Origin of the sequence: Lacrimispora sinapis (assembly GCF_043633585.1) — a bacterium.
Classification (GTDB): Bacteria; Bacillota; Clostridia; order Lachnospirales; family Lachnospiraceae; genus Lacrimispora; species Lacrimispora sinapis.
The window spans coordinates 3472626-3486671 of the sequence record NZ_CP141832.1 but is presented as its reverse complement, the minus strand read 5'-3'; the positions used below and the strand labels follow the sequence as shown (position 1 = coordinate 3486671).

14 protein-coding genes are annotated in these 14046 nt (G+C 44.9%); all 14 read left to right on the top strand.

Going from position 1 to position 14046, the window contains the following annotated elements:
* Window positions 1-22: 22 nt before the first annotated feature.
* The gene (locus tag VIG27_RS16420; protein ID WP_394523695.1) at window positions 23-703 is read left to right on the top strand and encodes a DUF2815 family protein; all 681 of its coding nucleotides are present in this window, start codon (window positions 23-25) and stop codon (window positions 701-703) included.
* Window positions 704-748: 45 nt separating this feature from the next.
* Window positions 749-2746 carry a DNA polymerase gene (locus VIG27_RS16415; RefSeq protein ID WP_394523694.1) on the top strand — a complete coding sequence of 666 codons (1998 nt, stop codon included), beginning with the start codon at window positions 749-751 and terminating at the stop codon, window positions 2744-2746.
* A gap of 12 nt (window positions 2747-2758) precedes the next feature.
* On the top strand, window positions 2759-5164 hold the full coding sequence (locus tag VIG27_RS16410) for a VapE domain-containing protein (RefSeq protein ID WP_394523693.1): 2406 nt from the start codon (window positions 2759-2761) through the stop codon (window positions 5162-5164).
* 262 nt (window positions 5165-5426) lie between these two features.
* Entirely contained in the window at window positions 5427-5744 is a 318-nt protein-coding gene (locus VIG27_RS16405) for a VRR-NUC domain-containing protein (protein ID WP_394523692.1), read from the top strand.
* Between the two features lie 11 nt (window positions 5745-5755).
* Entirely contained in the window at window positions 5756-7138 is a 1383-nt protein-coding gene (locus VIG27_RS16400; protein ID WP_394523690.1) for a DEAD/DEAH box helicase, read from the top strand.
* Entirely contained in the window at window positions 7128-7406 is a 279-nt protein-coding gene (locus VIG27_RS16395) for a hypothetical protein (protein WP_394523689.1), read from the top strand. Before VIG27_RS16400 ends, VIG27_RS16395 begins: the two co-directional genes overlap by 11 nt.
* Before the next feature lie 224 nt (window positions 7407-7630).
* A complete protein-coding gene (locus VIG27_RS16390) occupies window positions 7631-7816 on the top strand; it encodes a hypothetical protein (RefSeq protein ID WP_394523688.1) in 186 nt (61 codons plus the stop codon).
* Window positions 7817-7890: 74 nt separating this feature from the next.
* Window positions 7891-8133 (top strand): Lar family restriction alleviation protein, encoded by a 243-nt coding sequence (locus VIG27_RS16385; protein WP_394523687.1) that lies wholly within the window; start codon window positions 7891-7893, stop codon window positions 8131-8133.
* A gap of 376 nt (window positions 8134-8509) precedes the next feature.
* Window positions 8510-8935 (top strand): hypothetical protein, encoded by a 426-nt coding sequence (locus tag VIG27_RS16380; protein WP_394523686.1) that lies wholly within the window; start codon window positions 8510-8512, stop codon window positions 8933-8935.
* A 4-nt stretch (window positions 8936-8939) separates the two neighbouring features.
* Window positions 8940-9437, top strand: a complete 498-nt coding sequence (locus tag VIG27_RS16375) for a helix-turn-helix domain-containing protein (RefSeq protein WP_394523685.1) — start codon at window positions 8940-8942, stop codon at window positions 9435-9437.
* 383 nt (window positions 9438-9820) lie between these two features.
* On the top strand, window positions 9821-10384 hold the full coding sequence (locus VIG27_RS16370) for a hypothetical protein (protein ID WP_394523684.1): 564 nt from the start codon (window positions 9821-9823) through the stop codon (window positions 10382-10384).
* A 92-nt stretch (window positions 10385-10476) separates the two neighbouring features.
* Window positions 10477-11004, top strand: coding sequence for a terminase small subunit (locus tag VIG27_RS16365; protein ID WP_394523683.1), 528 nt, complete (start codon window positions 10477-10479; stop codon window positions 11002-11004).
* Window positions 11004-12398 (top strand): terminase, encoded by a 1395-nt coding sequence (locus VIG27_RS16360; RefSeq protein WP_394523681.1) that lies wholly within the window; start codon window positions 11004-11006, stop codon window positions 12396-12398. The genes VIG27_RS16365 and VIG27_RS16360 overlap by 1 nt, the downstream gene beginning before the upstream one ends.
* On the top strand, window positions 12399-13955 hold the full coding sequence (locus tag VIG27_RS16355; RefSeq protein WP_394523679.1) for a capsid protein: 1557 nt from the start codon (window positions 12399-12401) through the stop codon (window positions 13953-13955).
* The last annotated feature ends 91 nt before the right edge of the window (window positions 13956-14046 follow it).

Genomic DNA, 14046 nt, shown 5'->3' with positions numbered 1-14046 from the left:
ATTATAGAAAGGATATTTAATTATGAACGAATTAACAAACATCACAACTGGAGAAGTAAGACTGTCCTATGTACATTTATTTAAGCCCTATTCACCGATGCAGGGGCAGGAAGAGAAGTTCAGCTGTACCATTTTAGTACCTAAAACGGATACGGACACCATGAACCGGATTAACGCTGCTATAGAGGCAGCCAAGCAGAAAGGCATATCCGAAAAATGGAATGGCCAGTGCCCTCCAATTCTTCCGACGCCCGTCTATGATGGGGATGGCGTAAGACCTTCCGATGGTATGGCCTTTGGTCCGGAGTGTAAAGGCCACTGGGTATTTACGGCCAGTGCAAAAGCTGACTATCCGCCTGAGATTGTAGACGCACAGGGAAATCCTATTATCAATCAGTCCGAAGTTTACAGCGGTATGTATGCCCGGGTAAATGTGACGTTCTTCCCTTACGCTTTTGGAGGTAAGAAGGGGATCGGATGCGGTCTTGGGCCTGTACAGAAAAGACGAGACGGGGAATCCCTGGGAGGAAGCGCTCCAACAGCAGCACAGGCTTTCGGAACTCCACAGCCAACAGCGCAACCGGGCTATGCACCATCACAGCAGCAGCCTTTTGCTACAACCGGACAGCCATCTTATACTGCTCCACAATATACACAGCAAGCTGCGCCGAGAATCAATCCGATTACCGGACTTCCATATTAATACCAAGAGGGGCTTAAAGGCCCCTCAATCTAACAGGAGGGACTTATGAACCATTTAAGTATAGATATTGAGACCAGGAGCAGCGTGGATATTAAAAAGGCAGGTGCCTATAAATATGCCCAGTCTCCGGACTTTCAGATTCTCCTGTTTGCTTATCAGTGGGACGAAAATCCCGTTCAGATTGTTGATCTGATCAATGGGGAGCATATTCCAGACTGGATCATATCGGCTCTTTCGGATTATAAGGTTTTGAAACATGCCTACAATGCAGCGTTTGAGTGGTATTGCTTAAACCGTGCTGGATATACAACTCCAATCAATCAGTGGCGCTGCACCATGGCTCATGGTTTGTACTGTGGCTATACGGCAGGACTTGAAGCTACCGGAAAGGCAATCGGGCTTCCTCAGGATAAGCAGAAGATGACAGTCGGAAAAGCCCTGATCAAGTACTTCTGTACTCCCTGTAAGCCCACAAGGACAAATGGTGGAAGGACCTGGAATCAACCATGGCATGATCAGGAGAAATGGAATTTATTCAAGGAATACTGCAAGCAGGATGTCGTGACCGAAAGAGAAATACTAAAGCGCCTGAATCTGTTTCCGATGCCCCAAGATGAACAACGCCTATGGCAGCTTGATGTTCTTATGAATGCCTATGGCGTCAAGGTGGATAAGGAAATGATTGAAGGAGCTCTTTACATAGATACCGTAAGTACCCAAAAGCTGACGGACGAAGCCATCGTACTTACAGGGCTTTCTAACCCAAACAGCGGGGCGCAGCTAATCCCCTGGCTTAACGAACAGTCTAAGGAGTGTTCAGCCGATCCTGATCTGTTATCCGATATTCAGAAAGCTACGGTGGAGGAACTGCTTAAGAACCGGAATGATCTCCCGGAAGAAGTCCGCAGAATGCTGGAAATCCGTCAGCAGCTTGGTAAAACATCTATCAAAAAATATGTTGCTATGGATACCGCCTGCGGAGAAGGAGACCGGGTGCGAGGTCTGACACAGTACTACGGAGCCAACCGGACGGGGCGATGGGCTGGGAGATTGGTCCAAATGCAGAACCTTCCCCGTAATTACATAAAAACCCTGGACTATGCTAGGAAGCTGATTAAGGCAAAGAATTACGAAGGTTTGAAGCTGTTATATGGGAACGTCCCGGATACATTATCACAGCTAATCCGTACAACCTTCATACCATCAGAAGGGCGCAAGTTTGTAGTATCCGACTTTTCAGCCATTGAAGCCCGAGTCATTGCATGGCTGGCGGGGGAACAGTGGGTCAACGAGGTATTCGCCACTCACGGAAAAATATATGAAGCAACGGCCGCGCAGATGTTCCATGTTCCGCTTGAACTGATAGCAAAAGGAAATCCCGAATATGCCTTACGCCAGAAAGGAAAGGTGGCTACCCTTGCCCTGGGATATCAAGGCGGGCCTAATGCACTGATCGCCATGGGAGCTTTGGATCAGGGGCTTACGGAAGAAGAGTTACCAGACATTGTACAAAGGTGGAGGCAGGCAAACCCGAGAATCAGGGATTTATGGTACGCCGTGGAACAGGCGGCAGTTACCGCCATGCAGACGGCACAACCACAAGGAATTTACGGCTTGATCTTTGCCCTCGAAGGAGATCTGGTCTATGGACAGTCCTTCCTTACGGTGCAGCTTCCAAGTGGCCGGAAACTTTATTATCCGAAACCTTTTCTAAAGGAAAACCAGTTCGGTAAGCTGGCGGTTCATTATTACCAAGTTGGCCAGCAGACAAAGAAATGGGAAGTCACCTCTACCTATGGCGGGAAAATGACGGAGAATATTGTGCAGGCCATTGCCCGTGATTGTTTGGCGGTGACGCTAAAACGAATTGAGGACAGAGGATTACAGACAGTTTTCCATGTACATGATGAGGTGATCATAGATGCCCCTATGGAGACAACCGTAGAAAGTGTCTGTGATCTTATGGCGGAACCGATTCCCTGGGCACCGGGGCTTATCTTAAAAGGCGCAGGATTTGAAAGCAGTTATTATATGAAGGACTAGGAGGGAGTAAACGTGCAGAATAACAGAAAGCTGCAGATCAGTACAGCCGGTAGCCGGAAAGCAACGCACTGGCCGAGAAGTATCATCATGTGGTCGGAATTTGTGGACCGTTTAAAGAACCCTGTCCGGAGTACGGAAACTCTTGAACAGTACTTATCATACACAAGGGGCCAGCAGGATGAGCTAAAGGACGTAGGCGGCTTTGTAGGTGGTACTCTGATCGGTGACCGCCGTAAGGCGTGTTATGTGGAGGGGAGGGATTTAATTACCCTTGACCTTGATAATATTCCCACAGGTCATACAGAGGACATTCTAAAAAGAGTAAATGGGCTTGGGTGCGCTGCGGCAATTTACAGTACCAGAAAGCACGCAGAGTACGCGCCGAGATTGAGGGTTATTATTCCCCTCGACCGGACTGCCACAGCGGATGAATATGAACCTGCAGCAAGGAAGCTGGCTGCCCTTATAGGCATTGAGTTCTGTGATCCGACCACTTTTGAAGCCTCCAGACTGATGTTTTGGCCCAGCTGCAGCGCTGACAGCATTTATGTGTTTCAGGTATATGATAGTCCATTCTGTAGCCTTGACGGTCTTCTGGCAATGTATGAAGACTGGCATGATATAGCTTCATGGCCGCAGGTTCCAGGAACAGAAGCAATTGAACGTAGGAGACTTGCAAAGCAGGAAGATCCTACGACTAAAAAGGGAATTATCGGTGCATTCTGCCGGACCTACAGTATTACCCAGGCAATGGAAAAATTTATACCCGGAATGTACGAAGAAACTGACGTTTCCGGAAGATACACCTACACAGGAGGAAGTACAGCAGGTGGAGCCATTGTCTATGATGGGGATTTATTCATGTATTCCCACCATGCAACGGATCCATGCTCTGGACAGCTCGTTAATGCCTTTGATCTGGTCCGGCTCCATATGTACGGGGATAAGGATATCGAAGCAAAAGATGGAACCCCTGTCAATAAGCTGCCGTCCTTTGCGGCCATGAGCCGCTTGGCGGTCGGTGATAAACCCGTAGCTGATCTTATAGCCAAGGAAAAGTTTGAAGCGGCGAGAGAGGCCTTTTCAGCACCAGAACAGCAGGGGCAGCCGCAGGAAGATGATCTAAGCTGGATCAGCCGACTTTCCGTAGATGGAAACGGAAACTACCAGAAGACAGTTAATAATGTGATCATAGTTTTGCAGAATGATCCACTTCTTAAGGGAAAGATCGTGACCGATGAATTTGCAAACCGGGGGCTTGTATTGGGATCCCTTCCATGGAACCCCACGGAGGAAAAGCGTCAGTGGGTGGATCCAGACGATGACGGATTCTTTTGGTATATGGAGACCTATTACGGGATATCGTCCAGGGATAAGCTGGCGGCTGCGGTTTCTATTGTAGGGGGCCAGAACACAATCAACGACGTGAAGAGATATTTAAAAGGCTTAAAATGGGACGGTGTGAAGCGGGTGGATACTCTTTTACCTGATTACTTAGGGGCAGAAGATAATATCTATACCAGGGCGATTATGAGAAAGTCCCTGTGCGCAGCTGTAGCCAGAGGGATCGTAGGAGGCGTGAAATACGATTATATGCCTATCTTTACTGGACCACAGGGAATTGGTAAGAGTACGTTTCTTGCGATCTTAGGAAAAGAGTGGTTTTCCGACAGTCTTGCAAGTTTTGAAGGGAAAGATGCTGCAGAGCTCATACAGGGTACATGGATCAATGAGATTGGAGAACTTACAGCCATGTCGAAGCAGGAAACATCCGCTGTTAAACAGTTCCTAAGCAAAAGAGAGGATATCTACCGAGCGGCATACGGGCGACGCACAGAGCGGTATCCCCGGCGTTGTGTGTTCTTCGGTACCAGCAATGACAGCGAGTTTCTAAAGGATTCTACCGGGAACCGGCGCTTTTGGCCCGTTGATGTAGGTGTGCATCCTGCGAAGAAATCTGTGTGGAACGATCTTCCGAAGGAAGTGGATCAGATCTGGGCGGAGGCTTATACATACTGGGCGCTTGGAGAAGAACTGTATCTTTCAAAAGAAGTGGAAGCCTTGGCATTTGAACAACAGGAGAGCCACCGGGAGACTTCCGGGAAGGAAGGTCTAATTCTAGAATTTTTGGATAAGCCAGTGCCTTTAAATTGGGACCAGATGGACTTGGCTAATAGAAAGATGTTCCTCAACGGAAACAATAATCCGGGGGATATGGAATTAGCCCCAAGGGACAAGATCTGCGCTATGGAGATTTGGACAGAGTGTTATGGCGGTATCCCTGGGTATTTAAAGCGAACAGACAGCATGGAAATAAATAATATTCTATCTTCATTAAAAGGCTGGAGGAGAATAAAATCGCCCAGAACGTTTGGCCCGCATGGTCCACAGCGTGGATTTGAAAGAGTTATAAAGTAGAATGTAGTTTTAAATTTTTAAATTGTAGTTTGTTGTAGTTTGAAAAAATACGCTTTGTAGTTTGTAGGCATAATGTAGAGCGGGTTTGTAGTGACCTGAAACCCTGATAAACACTAAGAATTTTAATACTAACTACAATAACTACAAACTTATATAGATAGTTAAGTAAATAGGTATTATAGGTAAATACGCATTTCGCCTAATACGCCTAATTACGTAACCCACACGCGTATATAGCGTTGTTTGTAGACAGGAGGATTTTATGCGAGAAAGTGAAATAGAGAAAATTCTTGTGAACGAAGTAAGGAGACTGGGGGGTCGGGCCTATAAATGGGTCAGCCCTGGTAACAGTGGGGTGCCAGACCGGATTGTGATTTTTTCAGGGCAATCACCAATATTCACAGAACTAAAGACTGATACAGGGAAGTTAAGCGCTTTGCAGAAAGTGCAGATCAAGCGCCTTGCAGATTTAGGACAAAGAATATATGTGATATACGGCATTAATGGATTAAGTCAGTTCTTCCGGGACTACGGATATGATGAGGTCAGCAAAGCCCTTGATTGCAAGTACGAACTTTAGGAGATGGGAAGATGATATTTATACCACATGCCTACCAGCAGCACTGTATTGACAAGATCCAGGAGATCAAAAAAATCGGGCTTTTCTTAGATATGGGATTAGGCAAGACAGTTACAACGCTGACAGCCATTAAGGATTTAAAGTATAACCGCTTTCAAGTCCGCAAGGTTTTGGTGATCGCCCCGAAGAAAGTGGCGGAGGGGACCTGGACCAAGGAAAAGGATAAATGGGATCACACCAAAATGCTTCGGGTATCCCAGGTACTTGGAAGCCTGTCCAAACGGATCCGGGCACTGAACACCCCGGCAGATATTTACATCATCAACCGGGAAAATGTGGTGTGGCTGGTGGATTACTACCGGAATGCCTGGCCGTTTGACATGGTGGTTGTGGACGAGTCCAGCAGCTTTAAGAGCCACAAGGCGAAACGGTTCAAAGCCCTGGCAAGTATGAGTGGCCATATCGATCGGCTGATTGAGCTTACTGGAACTCCTTCCCCCAATGGGTTAAATGATCTATGGGCCCAGGTATTCCTGTTAGACGGGGGTGAACGATTGGGAAAGAGATACACCCAGTTCCGGGAACGGTACTTCGATCCGGGAGACCGGGGAAACAATGTAATTTACAACTACAAGGCAAAGCCGGGGAGCGAAAACAGTATTCTGGAAAGGATATCAGATATCTGCATCAGCATGAAGTCAGAAGATTATTTGCAGCTTCCTGATGTGACATACAACCAGATTCCGGTTATTCTGGACCCAAAGTCCAGTAAAGCCTATTACGATTTGGAGAGGAAAATGGTCCTGGCCCTTCCGGAAGCGGAAGAAGAAATAAGCGTTACCAGTGCAGCCGCTTTAAGCAATAAGCTGTTACAGCTGGCAAACGGAGCCTTGTACGACGAGGATCACAACGTCCATGAAATACATAACTGCAAAATTGAAGCCTTTATGGAACTGATCGAATCCCTGCAGGGGAAACCAGCACTTGTTTTCTACAACTATCAGCATGATAAGGACCGGATCCTAAAAGCTCTAAAGGATTCCGGATTAAGGGTGAGAGAGCTTAGGACTACGCAGGATGAAGAAGACTGGAATAACCGGGAAATTGATATCTTACTTACACACCCTGCCAGCAGCGCCTATGGGCTTAATCTTCAGCAAGGAGGAAACCATGTGATATGGTTCGGGCTTAACTGGAATTATGAACTTTACACCCAGGCGAATAAAAGGCTACACCGCCAAGGCCAGACAGAAAAGGTTATTATTCACCATCTGGTATGTAGTGGAACCCGGGACGAAGACGTCATGCAGGCCCTTGAACGAAAGGACGATGTTCAAAACTGGGTCATGGAGAGTTTGAAAGCGAGGATAAGGAGGATAAAGGGTGATCATTGAATTTGGGATTCCAAACGGGGCTATGAAGATAAATGCGGATATTTTCTTTCAGGAAGCCAATAAAACCACGATTCGGAAAATGCTTAAGTACTTTAAGGCTACCAGTCCGGATCCGGAAGCGGTTCAAGAAGTGAAGGACTGGATAAAGGGAGAAATTCAAAACCTGAAAAAGACAGAGCATACCCACTGGTGGAAGGTGGGGGATAAGATAAAACTTACAGAAAGATACGAATGGATTTTGAGGGAAATAGAAAAGTTAGGTCTGTAAAATTAGGATTTTCATAAGAAAGGCGGCGTGTTATGAAATTTGAGATATTATATTTTCTGGCAAGACTGAGAGGGTTGTTTCCAGACAATCATAAAGGAACTTTAGTGTGTGGCGGGACAGAAAAGGACACCGTCAGAGAAATGTATTATCGAGGCGGATTTAGCCCATATCGTATTGATAATCTTGTCACATACAGATAATTAGGATTCTGAGGAGGTGTTGACATGGACAAAAAGAGCGCAACGGTGACAATGACATTGGCAGATTATGAGGAATTGGAGGCTGGGTACTCAGGAAGAAATGCTTATGTTCGTATGTTTGAAAGAGCATATAAGGCTATGGAAGAGAATAATGGTGTACCTGTTCTTACCAAGGAGTTAGAGCGCACCATAGAAGAGATATATATTTAAACTGAAATTGGCCCGGCCTCTGATCCAAGCCAGGGAATTAGAATTTCCCGGAGTGCCGGGAGAAAGGAGTAACAATGGAAAAGTTAAAACCCTGCCCATTTTGCGGAGGAAAAGCTGTATTTCATATAAAATCAAACCGTTCTACACACTACTCTGCTGGGTTTTCGTTTGAAGTGGAATGCGAGGATTGTGGCATGAAACTACCAGAAAGTTATGAGATGGATTTAAGCCTAACTGAAAACGGTGAGATAAATGTCTTAAACGATAAGCGCCCGGAAGCAATCAAAAGGTGGAACCATAGGAACAGTGTAAACTGAAATTTACCGGAACGCTGGGAAAGGGAGGAATAAATTTGACCAGTAAAGAAGAACATGCAGCCGCGGTGGCTACAGAGCGGGCCAGGGCTGCGAAACAGGAATACATACTGAAAGGACCGAAAGCTGGTACCTTCAGTGCAACAATGCCAGCTTATGCATATACAAGCCTGTGTCCGGATCGAAAGCGCAGGGAGCCTCCGAAGCGGAAACCGGAACACCCGGAAGGAATACGTCCTTTTGGAAGCACAGAAATGATATGCTTAATTTGTCGAAAACATTGGCCTGTAGATTGTGGGCGTAAAAATTGTGACTGTGAAGAACAGGGGCATTTATACAGTATCAGTGTTTATTTTCAGCGAAAAGTGAGAGGTGGGTCATGAAGCTAAAATATCCATATGCAATGTATGACAACGGGGTATATCAAGGAGAACGCACATCCAAGGAATGGGCAGAAATGCTACAAGTGTCCGTACATCTTGTTCGAGATTATGCCCGTGAAGGGAGATCCTATAAAGGCCGGTACACGTTTAAGGCTGTGAGGGAGGAGAGAACTGATGAATTGACGCATTCGGAGGATCCCCAAATTACGGTACAGGACCTGCAGGAGTTTAAGCGGACCTTGAAGGTTGGATCCAAATTTGTTTATGGGGACTCCAGTAAGGTTGTTGTAGTGAGAAAGTATCGTAATCTTGTGGAGCTGGTCAGGCCGGAAGATTCCAAAAGGCCAGTGACCATGACTTATGCCGAATTGTATAAACAGAAAAAGAATAAATCCAAGAAGAAATTGACAGTAGGGAGGTGATTGCTTGGAAAAAGAAGCAGCGGAGTTATTGGTTAGAACAGCAGCACTGGAGGCTGTGAAAATATTTGAGAAGTCTCAAAAGAAGAATGCCAAAGCAAGGGTATTCCAGAATGCCAAGAAGCTGATGGAAAATTATAACCGGATATGTCAGAGCGTCCAGGAAGGTGTGTCGGAGCTGTCGGATGTGGACGATGGGGAAGACCTGGAGGAATTGTCTCCAGAAGATATCTACATAAACAGTATCATAAAAAGCAAGCTGCGGAGCATTGTCATGATTGCACATATTGATAAATGCCTGGGGCTTCTGGAAGAGGAAATGATCCGGAAGGAGTGGCCCGAAAGATACGATGCATTTAAACATTTTTATCTTGATGAAATGACTTATGAGCAGATGGCCGAAGAATATGGATATGCTGAACGGACAGCAAGGCGTTGGATTGCGGACTGTACTGCTATTTTAAGCGTATACTTATTTGGATCAGACGCAATTGTACTTGAATAGGCTTGGCATAGGTTTGGCAAAATCGTGGCCTTGTGTTGGCCGTATGGCCGATTTATAATAGTATTATCCAAAATTAGATAAAGCTGGAAATACCCTTAAATTACTGATTTTCTCCTTTTTTGAAGACACCTGTCTTGGTTAAGCCTTGATGGGTGTTTTTGATAAAGAATTATCACGAGACAAGATATTTCAGTGTAAGCTGTATTAAAGGTGTAGTTAATTCCCTTTAAATATTCTTACCTGCCTGCGGTTGCTGTGCTGAAAAAGTGGAGCAGCTGGTTCATACCTGATTATTTCGCGAAGCACCTGTCGATTTATGGTCGATGGGTGTTTTCTTTTGGAAAAATTTGGTGTATGATGGAGAAAACTACAGGGGGAGAGATATGGAGGATTATAATTTTAATGAAAAAGAAGAGTATAGACTATATAAGAAAATTGGTAAAAAAGGTGTATATAAAAATTATACTGAATGGGAAAAGTCGATTCTAAATAAATATGTGAATATTTCAGATACAAGGTATATTATAAATTTCAAGGCATATTTAAACAAAAAACGTTTTCAACTTGAACATAGGCGTGATAGCTTAGTTCAGGTGTTAATACCGTTTTTGGCATTAATTATTACTTTGGCATTGACATTGCCATCTGTGCTTGAGGGAATAATACAAAGAAATGATAACCTTCAAAGTGATATAACTAGTACATATTTAGAGAATATAGAAACAAATAAGGTAACAACGAGTGAACGGGTTGATATTTACAAGGAACAAATAAAAAAACTGGATTCAGATAATAAGTCTATAATAGATGCCATAATTATTTGTTACATTGTAATTACGTTTTCTGGAGTTGCTTATTACATCATATTTATGGGAATTTTGAGAAAAATAACGTTCTACAAAGATTATAGTAAAGTTTTAAAAAAGACAGGTTCAAAGAAAAGTTAGTTATTGAGGTTATATTTCATTTACAGAGACGGCTCAACCCCGTCTCTTTTTAATATAAAAAATTAGCCAGATTAGAAGGTGAGGTGAGACTGATGGCATTAACAGCCAAACAGAAAATATTTGCAGATGAATACCTGATTGATCTTAATGCTACCAGGGCTTACAAGGTAGCCTACCCCAAGGTCAAGAATGATGAAACGGCCTCAGCTGCAGGAGCCAGATTGTTAAGAAATGTTAAGGTTGAGGATTATATCCAGAAACGCATGAAAGACCGGGAAAAGCGCACTGAGATCACCCAGGACATGGTTTTGAAGGAGCTTGCGAAGATTGGATTTGCGGATGTAACTGACTTTGTGACGATCGAGAACAAAGGAATACTTAGGGTGGTTGAGGTAAAACCCACAGATGAAATGCCAAGAGATAAAATGGGAGCTATTGCAGGAATCAAGGAAGGGGCCAACGGCATTGAGATCAAGTTGAATGATAAAGGGAAGGCTCTGGAACTGATCGGGCGGCATCTGGGCATGTGGAAAGATAAAATGGAGCTATCCGGTACCCTGGAAACCGAGAAGACCAAACTTGACGATCTGATCAAGCAGATGCGTGGCGGTGATGGATAATGAGTAATGAACGCCTGCTCTTGTCAGAGAAGTACAAAGCCTTTCTCAAACATAATGCTCCGGTGGAGTTCCTGGAAGGGACTACGGCTGCAGGTAAAACGACAGTAGGACTTTTTAAGTTCATGCTGAAGGTAGCAGAGAGCCCCAAGAAGCTGCACATCATTGCCGCAAAGGATACCGGAACTGCTGAGAAGAATATCATCAATAAGGATTTGGGAATTATTGATGATTTTGGCATTCTGACCGAATACAACGGCAACGGAACCAAGGATGACAAGATCCCCCACATTCTTTTTCATACATCTGGCGGGGATAAGGTTGTTTACGTCCTGGGCTATGGTGATAAAAAGAAGTGGCAGAAAGCCCTGGGCGGTCAGTATGGCTGCCTGTACATAGACGAGATTAACACGGCCGACATTGAATTTGTAAGAGAGTCGGCCATGCGGTGTGACTACCTGATGGGGACGCTTAACCCGGATGATCCCAACCTACCAGTCTACAAAGAGTATATTAACTGCTCCCGTCCGCTGCCTGAGTGGCAGGATGAAACACCAAAAGAAATACTGGAAGAATTACGAGAGGAACCAAAGCCTGGCTGGGTACATTGGTTCTTTTCTTTTACCCATAATTTGGGCCTGTCCAAGGAGAAGCTGGAAAACATTATCCGGAACACTCCAAAAGGTACGAAAATCTGGAAGAATAAAATCCAGGGCTTACGTGGCAAGGCGACCGGTCTGATCTTCAGCAATTTTGACCGAAAGAAGCACGTGGTCACAAAGGAGCACGCAAAGCAGTTTATCCGGAATCAAAATGACCGTCATCAAACGGAATGGTTTGTACACTTTTCTGCCGGACTGGATACGTCCTACTCCCAGAAGTCTCCGGATACCATTTCCATGAGTTTTCTTGGTATCACAAACCGTGGTAACTGCTACGTGCTTGATGAAAAGGTTTACAACAACGCAGACCTGGGGACGCCTCTTGCCCCTACAGATACGGTAAGGAACTTTATTGACTTTCTTGATCGCAACCGGAACGAATGGGGATTTGCCAGGGATACCTTTATCGACTCAGCGGATCAGGCAACCATTACGGAGTTCTTAAAGTATAAGCGCTTGAATGGCTGCGTTTACAATTTCAATGATGCTTGGAAGAAAGAACAGATCATTGACCGTATCATCAATCAGTTAAACTGGTTCGCTGATGCAGGTGGGAAGCCATGTTTCTATATCGTGGATACCTGCTCAAATTATATCCGGGAGCTTGAAGTATACAGTTGGTTGGAAGACAAGGACAATACGCCAGAAGACAGAAACGATCACATGATAAACAGTGTGCAGTATGCATGGCTGCCATACGAAGTGAAAATCGGAACAGGAAGGAGGAGTGCATAAATGGGTTGGTTTAAAGATATGTATTTCAAATTGCTTAAAGTTGTGCGAGCAAAAGAAAGACAGGTGGTTATAAAGGAGCCGCTTTCCTTTCAAGGAAATGTCTTAAAAAATAAGATCTGGTACCGAGGAGATCCATCAGAGCTGGAACAGTTTTTTAAGCAGACTGCCTACTGTGATGTATTTAAGGCAAGGTTCTGGGCTTCCGTTCCATTCCGAAAGGTAAGGAAGATTCATTCCGGCATCGTGGGAATCGTGGTGGACCGGTTTAAGGATATCATAACCGCAGATCTGAATGATATCAGTTTTGGAGAAAAAGGAGACAATCAACCTTTGAAGGAACTATGGGATGAGATTGCAGAGGATAACAACTTTGAAGGACTCCTGGGAGAAGCGGTGGCCGGTGCTCTGTCAGCCGGTGACGGTGCCTTTAAAATAAGTCTGGATCAGGTCAGTAAATATCCGATTATAGAATTTTACGAAGCGGATCGGGTGGAGTACAAATACCAACGTGGCAGGCTGACCGAGATTGTCTTCTCCACGAATTACTCGTATCCGGATAACAAAGAGAAGGAATACCGCTTAGAGGAGACTTACGGGAAAGGGTACGTGCTTTATAAACTCTTTGATGATGGAGGCGGGGAAATTCCACTTAATACTCTTTCGGAAACAGCGATATATGAAGATACTGCTTATGATGGAGATTACATCATGGGTGTGCCCCTTATCTTCTTCACTTCAAGCAAGTGGAAGGGACGAGGCAAAGCGTTGTTTGAAGGGAAGACAGATGATCTGGACGCTTTGGATGAAGTGATCAGCCAATGGCTTGATGCAGTGAGGAAAGGAAGAGTGAACCGGTACATTCCGGAGGATATGGTTCCCAGGGACCCAAACACCGGCCAGCTCATTGAACCGAATGAGTTTGACAACGATTACATAGCCATCGGTGCAGTAAAGAAGGAAGGGTATAGCGATAAAATTGAGGTGGTTCAGCCACAGATATCCTATGAAGCGTATTTAAACAGCTATACTTCCTTTCTGGATCTGGTTCTGCAAGGTGTCATTTCCCCGGCCACTCTTGGTATTGACCTGAAAAAGACAGATAATGCGGATAGCCAAAGAGAAAAAGAGAAAATCACCATGCACACCAGGGGGACACTGGTTAAGGTTCTTTGTAAGGTGCTCCCGGAGCTGGTAAGTAAAGTCATGATGACTTATGACCAAATGCAGGAAAAAACTCCTGGAAAGTATGAAGTTTCCGTTAAATTCGGAGAGTATGCCGCCCCCGGCTTCGATACCGTGGTGGAGACGGTCGGCAAGGCCAGGACCAGTGGAGTCATGAGCATAGAAAAATCCATAGATGAAATGTATGGCGATACTCTGACAGAAGATGAGAAGGCAAAGGAAGTAAAGCGGATCAAGATTGAGCAGGGCATCTTTGAGGTGGAAGAACCTGGACTAAATACGGAAGGGGTGAAGTTGGATGAAAGTGAAGGTGATGAACCGCCTGTACAGAATGAGCCTGACGGAGTACCAGGAACTCCTGAAGATGGCAAGTGAGCAGGTTCCTTTCGGCATTTACGCTATTGAAAAGAAGGAATATACGGAACTTAGGTGCGATAAGTGCAAAAGTATTACCCACTTGAAAAAT